This is a genomic window from Halomonas koreensis (assembly GCF_031451675.1).
Taxonomy (GTDB): Bacteria; Pseudomonadota; Gammaproteobacteria; order Pseudomonadales; family Halomonadaceae; genus Halomonas; species Halomonas koreensis.
On sequence record NZ_JARWAK010000010.1, the window covers coordinates 122,249 to 139,000 of the forward strand.

17 protein-coding genes are annotated in these 16,752 nt (G+C 69.4%); 6 read left to right on the forward strand and 11 right to left on the reverse strand.

What is annotated here, in order from left to right; translation table 11 throughout:
• Positions 1 to 11: 11 nt before the first annotated feature.
• Complete coding sequence (locus QC818_RS12445; RefSeq protein ID WP_309653187.1) at positions 12 to 1,280, forward strand: MFS transporter; 1,269 nt, start codon at positions 12 to 14, stop codon at positions 1,278 to 1,280.
• Here QC818_RS12445 and msrA read toward each other — a convergent pair.
• On the reverse strand, positions 1,202 to 1,819 hold the full coding sequence (msrA, locus tag QC818_RS12450) for a peptide-methionine (S)-S-oxide reductase MsrA (RefSeq protein WP_309653188.1): 618 nt from the start codon (positions 1,817 to 1,819) through the stop codon (positions 1,202 to 1,204). The genes QC818_RS12445 and msrA overlap by 79 nt on opposite strands.
• Positions 1,820 to 1,964: 145 nt before the next feature.
• Between msrA and QC818_RS12455 the strand changes: the two genes are divergently transcribed.
• Positions 1,965 to 4,121, forward strand: a complete 2,157-nt coding sequence (locus tag QC818_RS12455) for an FAD-dependent oxidoreductase (protein WP_309653189.1) — start codon at positions 1,965 to 1,967, stop codon at positions 4,119 to 4,121.
• A 2-nt stretch (positions 4,122 to 4,123) separates the two neighbouring features.
• Positions 4,124 to 4,753 (forward strand): CDP-alcohol phosphatidyltransferase family protein, encoded by a 630-nt coding sequence (locus QC818_RS12460; protein ID WP_309653190.1) that lies wholly within the window; start codon positions 4,124 to 4,126, stop codon positions 4,751 to 4,753.
• A 73-nt stretch (positions 4,754 to 4,826) separates the two neighbouring features.
• Here QC818_RS12460 and QC818_RS12465 read toward each other — a convergent pair whose 3' ends face one another.
• Positions 4,827 to 5,309, reverse strand: coding sequence for an FKBP-type peptidyl-prolyl cis-trans isomerase (locus QC818_RS12465; RefSeq protein ID WP_309653191.1), 483 nt, complete (start codon positions 5,307 to 5,309; stop codon positions 4,827 to 4,829).
• Positions 5,310 to 5,517: 208 nt separating this feature from the next.
• Between QC818_RS12465 and QC818_RS12470 the strand changes: the two genes are divergently transcribed.
• Positions 5,518 to 5,799, forward strand: coding sequence for a hypothetical protein (locus QC818_RS12470; RefSeq protein WP_309653192.1), 282 nt, complete (start codon positions 5,518 to 5,520; stop codon positions 5,797 to 5,799).
• Positions 5,800 to 5,880: 81 nt separating this feature from the next.
• Here QC818_RS12470 and QC818_RS12475 read toward each other — a convergent pair whose 3' ends face one another.
• The 9 genes from QC818_RS12475 to QC818_RS12515 form a co-directional block, all read right to left on the reverse strand.
• The gene (locus QC818_RS12475; RefSeq protein ID WP_309653193.1) at positions 5,881 to 6,348 is read right to left on the reverse strand and encodes an outer membrane lipoprotein; all 468 of its coding nucleotides are present in this window, start codon (positions 6,346 to 6,348) and stop codon (positions 5,881 to 5,883) included.
• A 169-nt stretch (positions 6,349 to 6,517) separates the two neighbouring features.
• Positions 6,518 to 8,116 (reverse strand): isocitrate lyase, encoded by a 1,599-nt coding sequence (locus tag QC818_RS12480; RefSeq protein ID WP_309653194.1) that lies wholly within the window; start codon positions 8,114 to 8,116, stop codon positions 6,518 to 6,520.
• Positions 8,117 to 8,458: 342 nt separating this feature from the next.
• Entirely contained in the window at positions 8,459 to 8,899 is a 441-nt protein-coding gene (locus tag QC818_RS12485; RefSeq protein WP_309653195.1) for a GNAT family N-acetyltransferase, read from the reverse strand.
• An 83-nt stretch (positions 8,900 to 8,982) separates the two neighbouring features.
• Positions 8,983 to 10,167, reverse strand: coding sequence for a cupin domain-containing protein (locus QC818_RS12490; protein ID WP_309653196.1), 1,185 nt, complete (start codon positions 10,165 to 10,167; stop codon positions 8,983 to 8,985).
• A gap of 191 nt (positions 10,168 to 10,358) precedes the next feature.
• Positions 10,359 to 11,738, reverse strand: coding sequence for an adenylosuccinate lyase (gene purB / locus QC818_RS12495; protein ID WP_309653197.1), 1,380 nt, complete (start codon positions 11,736 to 11,738; stop codon positions 10,359 to 10,361).
• A gap of 34 nt (positions 11,739 to 11,772) precedes the next feature.
• Positions 11,773 to 12,411, reverse strand: a complete 639-nt coding sequence (hflD, locus tag QC818_RS12500) for a high frequency lysogenization protein HflD (RefSeq protein ID WP_309653198.1) — start codon at positions 12,409 to 12,411, stop codon at positions 11,773 to 11,775.
• Positions 12,408 to 13,520: a tRNA 2-thiouridine(34) synthase MnmA gene (gene mnmA / locus QC818_RS12505; RefSeq protein ID WP_309653199.1), complete on the reverse strand. Its 1,113-nt coding sequence runs from the start codon at positions 13,518 to 13,520 to the stop codon at positions 12,408 to 12,410. The genes hflD and mnmA overlap by 4 nt, the downstream gene beginning before the upstream one ends.
• 165 nt (positions 13,521 to 13,685) lie before the next feature.
• A complete protein-coding gene (locus QC818_RS12510; protein WP_309653200.1) occupies positions 13,686 to 14,135 on the reverse strand; it encodes an NUDIX domain-containing protein in 450 nt (149 codons plus the stop codon).
• Positions 14,132 to 14,737 (reverse strand): pseudouridine synthase, encoded by a 606-nt coding sequence (locus QC818_RS12515; protein ID WP_309653201.1) that lies wholly within the window; start codon positions 14,735 to 14,737, stop codon positions 14,132 to 14,134. Before QC818_RS12515 ends, QC818_RS12510 begins: the two co-directional genes overlap by 4 nt.
• A gap of 118 nt (positions 14,738 to 14,855) precedes the next feature.
• On the opposite strand from QC818_RS12515, the gene icd reads away from it, so the two are divergent.
• Both icd and clpS read left to right on the forward strand, forming a co-directional pair.
• The gene (gene icd, locus QC818_RS12520; RefSeq protein ID WP_309653202.1) at positions 14,856 to 16,112 is read left to right on the forward strand and encodes an NADP-dependent isocitrate dehydrogenase; all 1,257 of its coding nucleotides are present in this window, start codon (positions 14,856 to 14,858) and stop codon (positions 16,110 to 16,112) included.
• A 187-nt stretch (positions 16,113 to 16,299) separates the two neighbouring features.
• Positions 16,300 to 16,662 (forward strand): ATP-dependent Clp protease adapter ClpS, encoded by a 363-nt coding sequence (gene clpS / locus QC818_RS12525; RefSeq protein ID WP_309653203.1) that lies wholly within the window; start codon positions 16,300 to 16,302, stop codon positions 16,660 to 16,662.
• Positions 16,663 to 16,752: the final 90 nt, after the last annotated feature.

Genomic DNA, 16,752 nt, shown 5'->3' on the forward strand with positions numbered 1-16,752 from the left:
CGGAGGTGATCATGATCCACGTTCATAGCCGCGCCTGGTGGCGGGCCACCCTGGCCCTGTGCCTGGGTTCCTTTCTCGTCTTCCTCAACCTCTATGTGCCCCAGCCGCTGCTGCCCGAGCTGCGCGCCGGCTACGGGGTCTCGACCCTGGCGGCGAACCTGGCGATGTCGCTGGCGACGCTGTCGCTGGCCGGAGCCCTGCTGGTGTTCGGCCCCCTGTCGGATGCCATCGGCCGCGGCGGGATCATGCGTTTGACGCTGCTGCTGGGCGGCGGGCTGTCGCTGCTGCTGGCCTGGGCGCCCGACTTCGGCATGCTGCTGGCGCTGCGGGTGGTGCAGGGCTTCGCCCTCGGCGGGCTGCCGGCGGTGGCCATCGCCTGGATGGGCGACGAGTTCGAGCGCTCGGCCATGCTGCCGGCGGTGGGCTTGTATATCGCCGCCAACTCGCTGGGCGGCATCGGAGGGCGCGTGCTCGGGGGCTGGGTCGCCGACATCGCCGGGGTCGCGGCGAGCTTCCAGCTGGTCGGAGCGCTGACCCTGCTCGGCGTGGCGGGCTTCTGGTGGCTGTTGCCGCCGGCTCGGGGCTTCGCGCCGCGCCGCTTCCGGCTCGCCGGGGCCCTGGGCGACCTGCGCGGCCACCTCGCCACCCCGGCCCTGCGCGGTGCCTACCTGCTGGGCGGGCTGAACTTCCTGGTGTTCATCAACCTGTACAGCTACCTGACCTTCCGCCTGGCCGCGGCGCCGTTCGCGCTGGACACGCGCTGGCTGGGGCTGCTGTTCCTGACCTACCTGGGCGGCACCCTGGCATCGGCCCTGGCCGGTCGCCTGGCGCGGCGGGTCTCGCCGCCGGCCTGCATGGCCGGCGGCACCCTGCTGATGATGTTGGGCATCCTGCTGACGCTGTCGACCCGCCTGGAGGCGATCCTGGCCGGACTGGTGCTGGCCGCCTTCGGCTTCTTCCTGGCCCATGCCATGGCGTCGGGCTGGGTGAGTCGCCAGGCGCGTCATGCCCGGGGCAGCGCCTCGGCGCTCTACCTGGTGTTCTACTATCTCGGCGCCAGCCTGGGCGGCGCCTGGCTCGAGCCCTTCTGGCGGGCGGCGGCCTGGCCCGGGGTGGTGGCCGGCGCCGGCCTGGTGCTGGCGGTCACCCTGGGCCTCGCCCTGCGGCTGCGCCGCTGGCACCGCCCCCGGGGGGCGGCGGATCAGGAGGTCGCGGCGGCCTCGGCCTCGTCGCCCCAGACCTCCTCGAGGCGGTCGGAGCGGCCGCAGGCCGCCTTGTAGAAGTTGTAGCGGGCCGGGTTCTTCTCGTAGTAGTCCTGGTGGTAGTCCTCGGCGGGGTAGAAGGTCTCCAGGGGGTGGATCTCGGTGCCGATCTCCTGGCCGAAGCGCTCGGCCACGGCGTCGCGGCTGGCCTCGGCGAGGGCGCGCTGCTCGGCGTCGGCGACGAAGATGGCGCTCTGGTAGGTGGCGCCGGCGTCGCAGAACTGCCGATCGACCGCGAAGGGGTCGATGTTGCGCCAGAAGACGTGGAGCAGGGCCCGGTAGTCGACCACGTCCGGGTCGTAGTCGACCTTGACCACCTCGATGTGGCCGGTGCCGCCGGCGGAGACCTGTTCGTAGCTGGGATCCTCCACATGGCCGCCGGTGTATCCCGAGGTGGTGGCCACTACGCCCTCCACCTTGTCGTAGGCCTGCTCCATGCACCAGAAGCAGCCGCCGCCGAACACGGCGCTCTCGGTTTCGGCGGCCAGGGCGGGCGCGGCGAGCGCGACGGCGAGCAGGAGGGACCCGGTCAGGCGCACGGGCGTCTTGGCTGTCATGATACGGCTCCTTGTCGAGATGGATATGCTGGATGGTCGTCGGTGTGCGGTCATCCTTACACCTTTCGTGTCGCGACTGTAAGGATGTCATCATGTCGCCCACTCAGGGAGCGACGCTCCGCCACGGAATTAGGGAGAGATCGACTTGACCAAGCGCCGACTGTTGCTGCTGTGCCTCATCGCCCTGGCCTTCGCCGTCTTCTTCCTGTCCGGTGCGGATCAGTGGTTGACCTTGGACAGCCTCAAGGCCGAACAGGTCCGTTTCCGGGCCTGGCTGGCCGCTTCTCCCTGGACCGTGGCCGGGGGCTTCTTCCTGTTGTACGTGGCGATGGCGGCGCTGTCGCTGCCCGGCGCCGCCCTGCTGACGCTGCTGGGGGGCGCCCTGTTCGGCTTCGGCTGGGGGCTGGTGTTGATCTCGTTTGCCAGCAGCATCGGCGCCACCCTGGCCGCGCTGATCGCGCGCACCCTGGCGCGCGAGCCCCTGGAGCGGCGCTTCGCCGCCCAGCTCGAGCGCATCAACGCCGGCATCCGGCGGGAAGGGGCCTTCTATCTGTTCACCCTGCGGCTGATCCCGCTGTTCCCGTTCTTCGTGATCAACCTGGTCATGGGGCTGACCCGCATGCGGCTCACCACCTTCTACTGGGTGAGCCAACTGGGCATGCTGCCGGGCACCGCGGTCTACGTGAATGCCGGGCGCGAGCTGGGGCAACTGCAGTCGCTGGGCGGCATCCTGTCGCCGGGCCTGCTGGGCTCCTTCGTGCTGGTGGGGCTCTTCCCCTGGCTGGCCCGGGGCGCGGTGGCGATCGTCAAGCGCCGGCGGCTGGCGCGGCGCTTCGCGCGGCCCAGGCGCTTCGACCAGGACCTGGTGGTGATCGGCGGGGGCTCGGCCGGCCTGGTGGCCAGCTACATCGCCGCCGCGGTCCGGGCCCGGGTGGCGCTGGTGGAGCGCGACGCCCTGGGCGGCGACTGCCTGAACACCGGCTGCGTGCCCTCCAAGGCGCTGATCCGCGCCGCCCGGGCGGCCCAGGACATTCGTCGGGCGCCGCGCTACGGGGTCGCCGCCGGCGAGCCCGAGGTGGATTTCGCCGCGGTCATGGAGCATGTGCGGGGCGCGATCCGCGCGATCGAGCCCCATGACAGCCGCGAGCGCTACGAGGGCCTGGGCGTCGAGGTGGTCGAGGGCGAGGCGCGGCTGGAGGATCCCTGGCGGGTGCGGGTGGGCGAGCGGTTGATCACCACCCGTCACGTCATCATCGCCAGCGGCGCCTCGCCGCGGGTCCCGCCGCTGCCGGGCCTGGAAGCCATCGAGGCGCTGACCTCGGACAACCTCTGGCGGCTCGAGGCCCTGCCCGGTCGCCTGCTGGTGCTGGGCGGCGGGCCCATCGGCTGCGAGCTGGGCCAGAGCTTCGCCTGCCTGGGCAGCCGGGTGACCCTGGTGGAGATGGGCGAGCAGCTGCTGCCCCGGGAGGACGCCGAGGTGGCCGCCGAGGTGGCGAGGCAGCTGGACGAGGAGGGCATCGAGCTGCGCCTGGGCTGTCGGGCGCTGCGCGTGGTCGAGGTCGACGGCGGCGGCCATGCCCTGGAGGTCGACGACGGCGAGGCCACCGCCCTGTTGCCCTTCGATCGTCTGCTGGTGGCGGTGGGGCGCCAGGCCAACGTCGAGGGGCTGGGCCTGGAGGCCCTGGGGGTGGAGACCCGGCCGGACGGCACCCTGGCGGTGGACGGTACCCTGCAGTCGGTGCTGCCCAACGTCTGGGCCTGCGGCGACGTGGCCGGCCCCTACCAGCTGACCCATGCCGGCGCGCACCAGGCCTGGCACGCCACGGTCAACGCCCTGTTCGGCGAGTTCAAGCGCTTCCGGATCAGCTACCGGGCGCTGCCGGCGGTGACCTTTACCGATCCCGAGGTGGCCCGGGTCGGCCTCAACGAGCGCGAGGCCATGGCCCAGGGGGTGCCCTTCGAGGTGACCCGCTACTCCCTGGCCGAGCTGGATCGGGCGATCGCCGACGGGCAGCGGGCGGGCTTCGTCAAGGTGCTGACCGTGCCCGGCAAGGATCGCCTGCTGGGCGCCACCCTGGTCGGGCCGGGGGCCGGCGAGATGCTGGCCGAGTTCACCCTGGCCATGACCCGGGGCATCGGCCTGAACAAGCTGCTGGGCACCGTGCATCCCTATCCGACGCGCAGCGAGGCGGTGAAGGCCACCGCCGGCGTGTGGAAGAACGCCCACAAGCCGGAACGGCTGCTGCGCGGGCTGTCGCGCTACTTCGCCTGGCGGCGCGGCGACGCACGGCGGGGGGACTGAGCATGCTGGATCGCTGGACCATGCCGCTCACCCAGCGCCCCCTGCTGCGCCTGGCGGGGGGGCTGGCCCGGGCCCGGGTGCGGCCCGACCAGGTGACCCTGGCGGCCTTCGGCGTCGGGATGCTGGCGCTGCCGCTGCTGGCGGCGGAGGCCTACGCGGCGGCGCTAGTGGTGATCCTGCTCAATCGCCTGGGGGATGGCCTGGACGGTGCCCTGGCGCGGCTGACCGGGGCGGCCAGCGATGCCGGGGGCTTTCTGGACATCGGGCTGGACTTCGTCTTCTATGCCGCGGTGGTGCTGGGCTTCGCCCTGGCCGATCCGGCGGCCAACGCGCTGGCGGCCGCGGCGCTGCTGTTCGCCTTCATCGGCACGGGGACGTCCTTCCTGGCCTTCGCCATCATGGCCGCCCGCCATGGCCTCAACCGGCCGCACTTCCAGCGCAAGGCCTTCTACTATCTCCACGGCCTCACCGAGGGCACCGAGACGGTACTGGCCCTGGTGGCCTTCTGCCTGTGGCCCGCCCACTTCCCGGCGCTGGCCGGCGTCTTCGCGGCGGCCTGTGTGATCACCACGGCGACCCGGCTGTGGGGCGGCTATCGCACCCTGAAGGCGCTGCCCGCCGCCGCGCGCTGAGGCGGACGGGGCGGCACGCAAAAGGGGCAGCCGGATGGCTGCCCCTTTTGCGTGCCGGGAGAGGACGGAGCGCTTAGTGCTCGTGGCCGCCCTCGCCGTGGACGTGGCCGTGCTCGACCTCTTCCTCGCTGGCCTCGCGAACCTCGGCGATCTCGACGTCGAAGTTGAGGGTCTGGCCGGCCAGCGGATGGTTGCCGTCGACGGTCACGGTGTCGCCCTCGACCTTGGTCACGGTGACCATCAGCGGGCCGCCCTGGGTCTGGGCCTGGAACTGCATGCCGGGCTCCACGCTCTCGACGCCCTGGAAGGCGTCACGCGGCACTTCCTGCACCAGCTGCGGCTGAACTTCGCCATAGCCCTCTTCCGGAGAGACCTTGGCCTGGAGCTTGTCGCCTGCGGCCCGACCTTCCATTTCCTTCTCGAGGCCCGGAATGATGTTGCCTGCGCCGTGGAGATAGGTCAGCGGCTCACGGCCTTCCGAGCTGTCCAGCACTTCACCTGCATCGTTGGTCAGGGTGTAGTGGAAGGCGACAACGGAATTCTGCGCGATCTGCATTGATGAACCTTTGGTGAGTGCATGTAAGAGGGCATGGTAACGTGGCATGCCGGAGGCTGTCAGGGGCAGGCGGAGAATTTTCAGCTTGTCCAGGGCCATCCTGAGCGCCATTCACGGCTCCACGCATCGGTTGCGTGCCCCGGGCGCCGGGGATACCCTTTCGGCAGCGCTTATCCTCCGTCCATTCCCGTCCCCTGTGGAGACCGCCATGACCGTGACCGTGATCTGGCTGATCGCCTTCGCCCTGATCCTCTTCCTGTGCCTGAACCGCTGGGAGGCCTCCGTCAGCCGGGCGCTCGACGCCATGCTGCCGGCCGTGCTGCGCAGCGAGGACGATCGCTGGGTCTGGAGCCCGGCCATCGCGGTGCTCGTCGCCACGGCCATCGTGCAGCCGGTGGACCTGCTGCTGACCCTGATCATCATCGGCCTGATCGCCTTCGTCGGCGGCAAGCTGGTGTGCTGGGCGATGCGCAAGGCCGACTTCCACTGAGGCGCGACCGCCCCGGTGGAATCGCGAGAAGGCCCGCGGCGGTTGCCGCGGGCCTTCTCGGTTTCGGCTGCCGTCGAGGCCTCAGTAGGGGGCGACGCTGACGCTGCTGCCGCTGCCGATCAGGCGCACCCGCTGGCCGACCTCGAAGGCCTGGTCGGCCTTCTGCACCACCACCACGCTCCGGCCGTTGTCCTGGCGCACCTCGATCTCCCAGGCGGGGATCAGGTTGGCCGACTCCTCGATCCTGGAGCCGGCGACGCTGCCGGCGATCACCCCGGCGGCGGTCGCCAGGGTGCGCCCGGAGCCGCCGCCCACCTGGTTGCCCAGCAGGCCGCCGATCACGGCGCCGCCGCCGGTCCCCAGCAGGCCTCCCGCCCGGCTGTCGGCCTGGATCTGCACCCGCCGCAGGGCGGTGATGGTGCCGAAGGTGACGGACTGGGCGGCCTTGGCCTGGTCGCCGGTGTAGACGTTGCCGCCGTAGGGGGCGGTATTGGCGCAGCCGGCCAGGGTCAGGATGCCCAGGACCAGGACGGGAAGAAGACGTTTCATGGAGACCTCCTTGGCATGACGGGCGCTTCCGCGCCGTTCCGAGGGTACACGGCCGGCGTCGGTCGACGCGGGGGATCGTCGCTCCCCAGTGTAGTCGGGGCGCGGGGAAACCAAAAAAGGGGAGGCCGGGCCTCCCCAAGGGTTCCAGTCTTGTCGTCTTGGACGCCGATCAGCCGAACTGGTTCATGGTGTTGTCCTTGCCGCCGGCCTTGAGGGCCGCCTCGCCGTGGAAGAACTCCTTGTGGTCGTCGCCGATGTTGGAGCCGGCCATGTCCTGGTGCTTGACGGTGGCGATGCCCCCGCGGATCTCGCGGCGCTGCACGCCCGCCACGTAGGCCAGCATGCCTTCGTCGCCGAAGTAGCCCTGGGCCAGGCTGTCGGTGGACAGGGCCGCGGTGTGGTAGGTCGGCAGGGTGATGAGGTGGTGGAAGATGCCGGCCTCGCGGGCGCCGTCGCGCTGGAAGTTGCGCGTCCACTCGTCGGCCTGGCGACCCAGCTCGGTGTCGTCGTACGTGGCGTTCATCAGGTCGTCGCGCTCGTAGGCGGACACGTCCTTGCCCTCCTGCTGCCAGGCGTCGAACACCTGCTGGCGGAAGTTCAGGGTCCAGTTGAAGGACGGCGAGTTGTTGTAGACCAGCTTGGCCTCCGGGCAGACCTCGCGAATGCGGTCGACCATGCCCTTGATCTGGCCGACATGGGGCTTCTCGGTCTCGATCCACAGCAGGTCGGCGCCGTTCTGCAGGCTGGTGATGCAGTCCAGCACCACCCGGTCCTCGCCGGTGCCCGGCTTGAACTGGTAGAGGTTGGAGGGCAGTCGCTTGACCTTGACCAGCTTGCCGTTCTGCTTGATCACCACGTCGCTTTCGGTGATGTCGTCGGCGGAGGCGATCTCTTCGCCGTCCAGGAAGCTGTTGTACTGGTCGCCCAGGTCGCCCGGCTCGTGGCTGACGGCGATCTTCTGGGTCAGGCCGGCGCCCAGGGAGTCGGTGCGGGCGACGATCACGCCGTCCTCCACGCCCAGCTCGAGGAAGGCATAGCGCACGGCGTTGAGCTTGGCGATGAAGTCCTCGTGGGGCACCGTGACCTTGCCGTCCTGGTGGCCGCACTGCTTCTCGTCGGAGACCTGGTTCTCGATCTGGATGCAGCAGGCGCCCGCCTCGATCATCTTCTTGGCCAGCAGGTAGGTCGCCTCGGCGTTGCCGAAGCCGGCGTCGATATCGGCGATGATCGGCACCACATGGGTCTCGTGGTTGTCGATCTGTGCCTCGAGCTCGGCCACCTTGGCGCTGTCGCCGGCCTGGCGGGCGGCTTCCAGGTCGCGGAACAGATGGTTGAGCTCCCAGGTGTCGGCCTGGCGCAGGAAGGTGTAGAGCTCCTCGATCAGCGACGGCACGCTGGTCTTCTCGTGCATGGACTGGTCGGGCAGCGGGCCGAACTCGGAGCGCAGGGCGGCGACCATCCAGCCGGAGAGGTACAGGTAGCGGCCCTTGGTGTGGCCGAAGTGCTTCTTGATGGAGATCAGCTTCTGCTGGCCGATGAAGCCGTGCCAGCAACCCAGCGACTGGGTGTACCGGGAGGAGTCGCCGTCGTAGGCCGCCATGTCCTCGCGCATGATCCTGGCCGTGTAGCGGGCGATGTCCAGGCCCGTCTGGAAGCGGTTCTGGACCCGCAGGCGGGCCGCGTGCTCGGGGTTGATGTTGTCCCACTTGCCGCGCTGGGCCTCGCGCAGCTGTGCCAGGTGCTTGAGTTCGTCGTTGTATGCTGCCATGGGGCCATCCTCTCTGCTGGGGTCTGGTCGCGGCGGTCGGCGTGGCCGGCATCCGGCGGGCGCCTCGTCGCCTATGCTGCACATGCGAAATCATCTTCAGGTTCGACCGTCGGCACCGGCCTGTCTCTAGGGCCTTGGTCGAATCCGCCGGGCGGGCGGGGCGAGTCGCGACTACACGAACAAGCGTATGATCACGATCGCCTCTCGCTCGGCTTGGGATCCACTATGGCCCGGCATGGCGGGGATCAACAATTGATCCTTGGGGGCAGGGAGGGTTGTAGCCCGACTACAGGATGGGGCGGGGAGGCGGCGTTCCTGTAGTCGGGTTTCCGGGCGCGGCGCTCAGTCGGCCAGTCGGCGGACCATGTTGCGATGCAGGATGCCGGCGTCGAGGAAGGTGTCGCCGTGGGCCTCGAACCCCAGGCGCTCGTAGAAGGCCAGGGCCTGGAGCTGGGCGGCGAGCTCCACGCTCGGGAAGTCGCGGCGACGGGCGGCGTCGATGGCCGCTTCCATCAGCGCCACGCCGATGCCCTCGCCGCGATGGGTCGCGAGCACCGCGACCCGGCCGATATGGCCGTCGGGAAGCAGCCGGGCGGTGCCCACGGGCGTGTCGCCGACCAGCGCCAGGAAGTGGGTGCAGTCGTCGTCGCGGCCGTCCCATTCCTCTTCCAGGGGAACGCGCTGCTCCTCGATGAAGACGAGCCGGCGGATCTCCGAGGCACTGGTGCCCAGGGTGGCCCAGTCACCCTCACGAATCTCCATGGCATGTCTGTTGTTCGTCATGTCTTTTGCTCCTTAATCCTGGACCTGGCCCCCTATGTCCTGACGCCTGGGAGGGTGTTGTCTTACCGCTTGAAGCTTACAGCTTATGGCTCTTCATCCTCATGGTCCCATGGCCAGCTCAGGCTGCCGGCGTCGAGCAGCCGGGTCAGCACGGCCGGCGCCTCGTCGTGGGCCAGCAGCGCGGCGTCCACCGGCGCGTCGCCGGCCAGGGCGCGGGCCAGGGCGGTGGCGCACGCGATGCCGTCGCCGTCGACGAACAGCGTGGCTCGGCCGTCGCCCAGGGCGCGCCAGGCGAAGCGCGAGCCGGGCGTGCGCTCCAGCGCCTCGCCGTCCTGTAGTGCGGCGACAAGGTCGTCCGGGGCGGTGGGCGTCTCGCTGGGTACCAGCTGATCGACGTACTTGGGCTGGGTCATCACCCGGCCGAACCACTGGGCCAGCTGAGCCGGGTCGTCCAGGGTCTCGAGGATCAGCGCGCGCATGCGCTCGAGCGCCGCGTCGTCGAGTTCCGCGGGATCGGCGGGAGGCGCCATGCCGGCGTCACCGTAGCGCAGCGAGGGCGGCAGCTGCTCGCCGATGTAGTCGGCGTAGGAGGTGACGGCCTCGTCGGCGGAGGGGGCGCGGAAGCCCACCGAGAAGGTCATGCAGTCGTCGGACTGGCTGACGCCGTGATGGGCCCAGCCCGGCGGCAGGTAGAGCATGTCGCCCGGCTCCAGGACCCAGTCGGCGTCGGCCGCGACCTCGAAGGTCTCGAGGATGCGCAGGTCGATGCCCTTGAGGATCGGCGCGTCGTCGGCGACCTTGCCGCCGAGCTGCCAGCGCCGCCGGCCGCGGGCCTGGAGCAGGAAGACGTCGTACTGGTCGACATGGGGGCCGACGCTGCCGCCGGGCGGGGCGTAGCTGACCATGATGTCGTCGAGCCGCCAGCGGGGCAGGAAGTCGAAGGCCTCGAGCAGTTCGGCGACCTCGGGCACGTAGTGGTCGACGGCCTGGACCAGCAGGGTCCAGTCGCGCTCGGGCAGGCGGGCGAAGGTGGCCTCATCGAAGGGGCCGTGGCTGACCTGCCAGGGGCCGTCCGGCCCGCGCTCCTCGACCAGCCGCGCCTCGACGTTGTCCTCGCAGGCCAGCCCCGCCAACTCGTCGGGCTCCAGCGGGCTCTGGAAGTCGGGGAAGGCGCCGCGGATCAGCAGCGGCTTGCGCTGCCAGTGATCGCGCAGGAAGTCGGCGGCGGTCAGGCCGCCGAGCAGTTGCCGGGGCGTATCGGTTGACATAAGGATCCTGGGACTCGAATGGGATGAGTGAGCAACCGGGCCATGGCGTGAAGCTGGAAGAGCGCCCGCTTCGCGGGCTTGAGCTTGAAGCTGGAAGCAACCCCTTGCTTCTGCGGCAGAAGGCGGCAATCTGCCTTCCAGCTTCCAGCTTCCAGCTTCCAGCTTCCAGCTTCCAGCTTCCAGCTTCCAGCTTAGAGCTTGCGCGCCTGGGCCTCGGCGTTGCCGATATAGTTGGCCGGGGTCAGCTGCTTGAGTTCGGCCTTGACCGTCTCGGGCAGTTCCAGCGTATCGATGAAGGCGGCGAAGCCGGCCTGGTCGATGCGCTTGCCGCGGGTCAGCTCCTTGAGCTTCTCGTAGGGCTTCTCGATGCCGTAGCGACGCATCACCGTCTGGATCGGCTCGGCCAGCACCTCCCAGCTGCTGTCCAGGTCCTCGGCCAGCCGGGCCGGGTTGGCCTCGAGCTTGCCGATGCCCTTCAGCGAGGCCTGGTAGGCGACCAGCGCGTAGGCCATGCCGACGCCCAGGTTGCGCAGCACCGTGGAGTCGGTGAGGTCGCGCTGCCAGCGGGAGATCGGCAGCTTCTCGGCCAGGTGGCCCAGCACGGCGTTGGCGAGCCCCAGGTTGCCCTCGGAATTCTCGAAGTCGATCGGGTTGACCTTGTGGGGCATGGTCGAGGAGCCGATCTCGCCGGCCACGGTCTTCTGCTTGAAGTAGCCCAGCGAGATGTAGCCCCAGACGTCGCGGTCGAAGTCGATCAGCACGGTGTTGAAGCGGCACACGGCGTCGAACAGCTCGGCGATGTAGTCGTGGGGCTCGATCTGGGTGGTGTAGGGGTTGAAGCTCAGGCCCAGGCCCTCGACGAAGGTGCGGGCGTTGGCCTCCCAGTCGACCTCCGGGTAGGTCGCCAGGTGGGCGTTGTAGTTGCCCACGGCACCGTTGATCTTGCCCAGCAGCTCCATGCCCTCGATCTGCTTGAGCTGGCGGCGCAGCCGATAGGCGACGTTGGCCATCTCCTTGCCCAGGGTGGTGGGGCTGGCGGTCTGGCCGTGGGTGCGCGACAGCATCGGCTGGGCGGCGTGTTCCTCGGCCAGGCGGGCGACCTCGTCGGCCACCTCGCGCATCACCGGCAGCAGGGCGTCCAGGCCGCCGCGCAGCATCAGCGCGTGGGACAGGTTGTTGATGTCCTCGCTGGTGCAGGCGAAGTGCACGAACTCGGTGATGGCGTGCAGCTCCGGCTGGTCGGCGATGCGCTCCTTGATGAAGTACTCGACCGCCTTGACGTCGTGGTTGGTGGTGCGCTCGATCGCCTTGATGCGCTCGGCGTCCTCCAGGGAGAAGTCGCGGACCAGGGCGTCGAGCGCCGCGGTGGCCTCCGCGGAGAGCGGCGGCACCTCGGTGATCTGGGGGTGCTCGGCGAGCCGCTGCAGCCAGCGGGCCTCGACGGTGACCCGGGCGCGGATCAGGCCGAATTCGCTGAAGTGTTCGCGCAGGGCCTCGGCCTTGCCGGCGTAGCGGCCGTCGACGGGCGACAGGGCGGTGAGGGCGGTCAGGGGAAGGGACTTGGGCTGCATGGCTCGGGTTCCGGGTCGGGGTGGGTCGATTCGATTACAGGGTGTCCAGGGCCTTCTTGAGGGCACCGCGCTGGAAGATCAGCTTCCAGCGGCGGCCGCCCTGCTGGTGCCACAGCAGGGCGAAGCGGATGCCGGCCAGCAGGCAGGCGCGCACGCGCTCGGGCATCATGCGGCTCTGCAGCAGCGAGGGGTCGCCCTGGACGACGATGCGGCTCTTGAAGGTGGAAAGGGTATCCTGGTAGGCCTCGCCGAGGCCGGCGATGACGTTCTCGTGGGTCGCGCCGAAGCGCTCGGCCTGCTCCCGGCTGCGGCTCAGGCGCTGGCCGAGCGCGTCCATCATCGCCGGGTCGCGGCGCAGCTTGCTCATCAGCATCAGCATCGAGAAGCCGTAGCGCATCACCACCGGGCTGGCCTGGCGGCGCCCCAGCATGCCCTCGAGGGTTTCCAGGCCACGGCGCAGGTTGTTGGGGTGGCCGCCGTAGATCGCCTCGAAGCTGGCCGGGTCGGTGTCCAGGGTGGCGTGGATCAGGGTGTCCCAGGCGCGCTGGTCGACCTGGCCGGTGCGGGCCAGTTCGTCGACCAGGCTGGCGGCCTGGAAGACCCCGGCCAGGGCCAGGGCCTGGCGGGCGGTCGGCGAGTCCGGGGCGCGATGGATGGGCGTGGTGTCGTTCATCGGGCGGCCTCCGCGGCGTTCCAGGTGGCGCGGATCACCCCGCCGCCCAGGCAGACGTCGCCGTCGTAGAGCACCAGCGACTGGCCCGGGGTGACCGCCCGCTGGGGATCGTCGAAGCGCACCTCGACGCCACCGTCCGTGGCGATCCGGAAGCGGCAGGGCACGTCGTCCTGGCGATAGCGGGTCTTGGCGGCCAGCCGGCCCTCGGGCGCCGGCGGCTCGCCGGCCACCCAGTCCATGGCCTCGGTGGCCAGGCTGTCGGTGTAGAGCAGGGGATGGTGCTTGCCCTGCACGGCGATCAGCACGTTGCGCTCCAGGTCCTTGCCGGCCACGTACCAGGGAGCATCCGGGAAGTCGGGCAGGCCGCCGATGCCGAGCCCCTGGCGCTGGCCCAGGGTGTAGTACATCAGCCCCATGTGCTCGCCGATGACGTCGCCCTCCGGCGTCTCGATGGTGCCCGGCTGGGCCGGCAGGTACTGCTGCAGGAAGTCGCGGAAGCGCCGCTCGCCGATGAAGCAGATCCCCGTGGAGTCCTTCTTGCGCGCGGTGATCAGGTCATGGCGCTCGGCGAGCGCCCGGACCTCGGGCTTTTCCAGCTCGCCCACCGGGAAGAGGGTGCGGGCGATGGCCGCCTCGGGCACGGCGTGCAGGAAGTAGCTCTGGTCCTTGTTGGCGTCGAGGCCCTTGAGCAGCCGCGGCCGGCCGTCGCGTACCGCCTCGCGCACGTAGTGGCCGGTGGCGATGCGCTCGGCGCCGAGCATCTCGGCGTACTCGAGGAACACCTTGAACTTGATCTCGCGGTTGCAGAGGATGTCCGGGTTCGGGGTCCGCCCGGCCTTGTACTCCGCCAGGAAGTGCTCGAAGACGTTGTCCCAGTACTCGGCGGCGAAATTGGCGGTGTGCAACCGGATGCCGAGCTTCTCGCAGACGGCCTCGGCGTCCGCCAGGTCCTCCTTGGCGGTGCAGTACTCGGTGCCGTCGTCCTCGTCCCAGTTCTTCATGAACAGGCCTTCCACCTGGTAGCCCTGCTCGAGTAGCAGCAGGGCGGAGACGGAGGAGTCGACGCCGCCGGACATGCCGACGATCACCTTGCCTTGGGTGGCTGTCATGGCGCTCTCGGATTGGGTAGGTCGCAAATGGGGCGAGATTATACACGACACTGCTTTCGAGGTTCGAGGTTCGAGGTTCGAGGTTCGAGGTTCGAGGTTCGAGGTTCGAGGATACCTTTCCCCTCACCCCTCACCCCTCACCCCTCGCCCCTCGCTCCTCGCCCCTCACCTCTCGTGTATCACGTCCATGGGATAGAAGCGCCCGGCCCGGGCGTCGCGGATCCGCCGCATTACCAACGGGCTGCGCAGGCGGCCGTCCTGCTCCAGGGTCTCCAGTTCCTCCAGGGTCAGCCAGTGCACGGCGCGGATCGCGGGGTCCAGGTCGCCGCCGAGGTGAGCCAGGGCCATGCCGTAGAAGCCATGGCTGTGGAAGGTCTTGCCGTCCGGCGCGTGGAAGACGTAGAGCCCCAGGTAGTCGGTGATCCCCACCTGCCAGGCGGTCTCCTCGCGCAGCTCGCGCAGGGCGGCGTCGCGGAGGGTCTCGCCGGGCTCCAGGTGGCCGGCGGGCTGGTTGAACTCGGTGCGGGGGCCGCCCCGGCCCTCCTCGACCATCAGGTAGCGGCCGGCGCGTTCCACCACGCTGGCCACTGTGACGAAGGGGCGCCAGCGGTTCATCGGCGTTTCCTCGGCCGGCGGGACCGTCCCGCCGGCGGCTTGGGGGCATGCAGGGTCTCGCGGCGCCACTCGCCGGGGGCCAGGCCGTCCAGCCGCCAGGGACCGATGGCCACCCGCACCAGGCGCAGGGTGGGGTGGCCGACGTGGGCGGTCATGCGCCGCACCTGGCGGTTGCGGCCCTCCTCGATCGTCAGCTCCAGCCAGGTGGTCTCCGGATGGCGCCTCGAATCCAGCGGCGGGTCGCGCTCGGGCAGGCCGCTCTCGGCGAGCCGGCGCACCCGGGCGGGGCGGGTGCGGCCGTCCTTGAGCGAAACCCCCTCGCGCAGGGCGCGCAGGGCGTCGTCGTCGGGCTCGCCCTCGACCTGGACGCGATAGGTCTTGGGCTGCTTGTGGCGCGGATGGCTGATGCGGTGGATCAGTTCGCCGTCGTCGGAGAGCAGCAGCAGGCCCTCGGAGTCGTGGTCGAGCCGGCCGGCCGGGTAGATGCCCGGCACGTCGATGACGTCGGCCAGGGTCGCCCGCCGCTCGCCCTCGCCCGAGGCGCGATCGGTGAACTGGGAGAGCATGCGGTAGGGCTTGTGAAGCAGGTAGAGAGCGCTCATTAGACGAAGGTCTTGCTACGATAGATTGTCGACAAATTCCCGGCCAAGCCTACTCCGGGTCGCGGGGGCGATGCTATACTCCGCCTTCCACTGAACAGACCAGACAGGGGAGTTCTCAATGGGGTTCCAGAAAATCGTCGTGCCCGAAGGCGGTACCAAGATCACCGTCAATGCCGACAACACCCTGAACGTGCCCAACGATCCGATCATCCCGTTCATCGAGGGTGACGGCATCGGTGTCGACGTGACGCCGGCCATGAAGATCGCCATCGACTCCGCCGTCGAGAAGGCCTACGGCGGCGAGCGCAAGATCCACTGGATGGAGGTCTACGCCGGCGAGAAGGCCACTCAGGTCTATGATCCCGACACCTGGCTGCCCGAGGAGACCCTGGAGGCGGTCAAGGACTATGTGGTGTCCATCAAGGGCCCGCTGACCACCCCGGTGGGCGGTGGTATCCGCTCCCTGAACGTGGCCCTGCGCCAGAAGCTCGACCTCTACGTCTGCCAGCGTCCGGTGCGCTGGTTCCAGGGCGTGCCCAGCCCGGTCAAGAACCCGGGTGACGTGGACATGGTGATCTTCCGCGAGAACTCCGAGGACATCTACGCCGGCGTCGAGTGGAAGGCCGGCACGCCGGAAGCCGACAAGGTGATCAAGTTCCTGCGCGAGGAAATGGGCGTCACCAACATCCGCTTCCCCGAGCAGTGCGGCATCGGCGTCAAGCCGGTCTCCGAGGAAGGCACCAAGCGCCTGGTGCGCCAGGCCATCCAGTACGCCGTCGACAACGACCGCGACTCGGTGACCCTGGTGCACAAGGGCAACATCATGAAGTTCACCGAAGGCGCCTTCAAGGACTGGGGCTATGAGCTCGCCCGCGAGGAGTTCGGCGCCGAGCTGCTCGACGGCGGCCCCTGGATGACCTTCAAGAATCCCAAGACCGGCAAGGACATCGTGGTCAAGGACGTCATCGCCGACGCCATGCTGCAGCAGATCCTGCTGCGCCCGGCGGAGTACGACGTCATCGCCACCCTGAACCTCAACGGCGACTACATCTCCGACGCCCTGGCGGCGGAAGTCGGCGGCATCGGCATCGCGCCGGGCGCCAACATCTCCGACGCCGTGGCCATGTTCGAGGCCACCCACGGCACCGCGCCCAAGTACGCCGGCCAGGACAAGGTCAACCCGGGCTCGCTGATCCTCTCCGCCGAGATGATGCTGCGCCACATGGGCTGGACCGAGGCCGCCGACCTGGTGATCAAGGGCATGGAGAAGGCCATCTCCAAGGGCGAGGTCACCTACGACTTCCATCGCCAGATGGACAATGCCACCCTGTTCAAGTGCTCGGAGTTCGGCCAGGCCGTCGCCGACAACATGTAAGCGTCGCCGCCCGACCGGGGCCCTCGTCCGCCAGGCGGGCGAGGGCCCTTTTGCGTCCGGACGGGGGCCGCTTGCGGTAGGATGAACCCTGCCGGCCGCGCGGCGTCCAATCACGGTTGAGATGCCCCTGGCGGTCGGCTTGTCGTTAACCACAGTGATGCTTATGTTCAAGACAGAGGAGAAGGGCATGGCGGGGCATCGCGTCCCGCTGCATGCCGGGATGACGCGCCCTCCGGGACCGCAGGAGGACGACGACGGCGACCTGGCGGTCCAGTCGTCGGAGCCCGAGCTGGCGAAGCCGCCGATGTACAAGGTGGTCTTGCACAACGACGACTTCACCCCCATGGAGTTCGTGGTGGAGGTCCTGCAGACGTTCTTTCACATGGACAACGAGAGCGCCGTTCAGGTGATGCTGGCCGTGCACACCCAGGGCAAGGCGACCTGCGGCGTCTTCACCCGCGATATCGCGGAAACCAAGAGTCACCAGGTCAATGAGTACGCCCGAGAGTGCCAGCACCCGCTGCTGTGCGACATCGAGGCAACGGATTGACCATCGGCATGGTCGAAGAGGGGACGTGCCAGCGTTGGCGAGGTGACTTGCAACGCCGATGCTTGTGCCCGATGTTGATGATGCCGGACC

What these genes read in the sequence shown, in the direction of transcription:
- QC818_RS12460 (WP_309653190.1), top strand. Translation starts at nt 4,124, where the DNA reads ATGCTGGATCGCTGGACCATGCCGCTCACCCAGCGCCCCCTGCTGCGC.
- QC818_RS12465 (WP_309653191.1), bottom strand. Translation starts at nt 5,309, where the DNA reads ATGCAGATCGCGCAGAATTCCGTTGTCGCCTTCCACTACACCCTGACC.
- QC818_RS12475 (WP_309653193.1), bottom strand. Translation starts at nt 6,348, where the DNA reads ATGAAACGTCTTCTTCCCGTCCTGGTCCTGGGCATCCTGACCCTGGCC.
- QC818_RS12470 (WP_309653192.1), top strand. Translation starts at nt 5,518, where the DNA reads ATGACCGTGACCGTGATCTGGCTGATCGCCTTCGCCCTGATCCTCTTC.
- hflD (WP_309653198.1), bottom strand. Translation starts at nt 12,411, where the DNA reads ATGAACGACACCACGCCCATCCATCGCGCCCCGGACTCGCCGACCGCC.
- msrA (WP_309653188.1), bottom strand. Translation starts at nt 1,819, where the DNA reads ATGACAGCCAAGACGCCCGTGCGCCTGACCGGGTCCCTCCTGCTCGCC.
- clpS (WP_309653203.1), top strand. Translation starts at nt 16,300, where the DNA reads ATGGCGGGGCATCGCGTCCCGCTGCATGCCGGGATGACGCGCCCTCCG.
- icd (WP_309653202.1), top strand. Translation starts at nt 14,856, where the DNA reads ATGGGGTTCCAGAAAATCGTCGTGCCCGAAGGCGGTACCAAGATCACC.
- QC818_RS12480 (WP_309653194.1), bottom strand. Translation starts at nt 8,116, where the DNA reads ATGGCAGCATACAACGACGAACTCAAGCACCTGGCACAGCTGCGCGAG.
- purB (WP_309653197.1), bottom strand. Translation starts at nt 11,738, where the DNA reads ATGCAGCCCAAGTCCCTTCCCCTGACCGCCCTCACCGCCCTGTCGCCC.
- QC818_RS12445 (WP_309653187.1), top strand. Translation starts at nt 12, where the DNA reads ATGATCCACGTTCATAGCCGCGCCTGGTGGCGGGCCACCCTGGCCCTG.
- QC818_RS12515 (WP_309653201.1), bottom strand. Translation starts at nt 14,737, where the DNA reads ATGAGCGCTCTCTACCTGCTTCACAAGCCCTACCGCATGCTCTCCCAG.
- QC818_RS12490 (WP_309653196.1), bottom strand. Translation starts at nt 10,167, where the DNA reads ATGTCAACCGATACGCCCCGGCAACTGCTCGGCGGCCTGACCGCCGCC.
- QC818_RS12510 (WP_309653200.1), bottom strand. Translation starts at nt 14,135, where the DNA reads ATGAACCGCTGGCGCCCCTTCGTCACAGTGGCCAGCGTGGTGGAACGC.
- QC818_RS12485 (WP_309653195.1), bottom strand. Translation starts at nt 8,899, where the DNA reads ATGACGAACAACAGACATGCCATGGAGATTCGTGAGGGTGACTGGGCC.
- mnmA (WP_309653199.1), bottom strand. Translation starts at nt 13,520, where the DNA reads ATGACAGCCACCCAAGGCAAGGTGATCGTCGGCATGTCCGGCGGCGTC.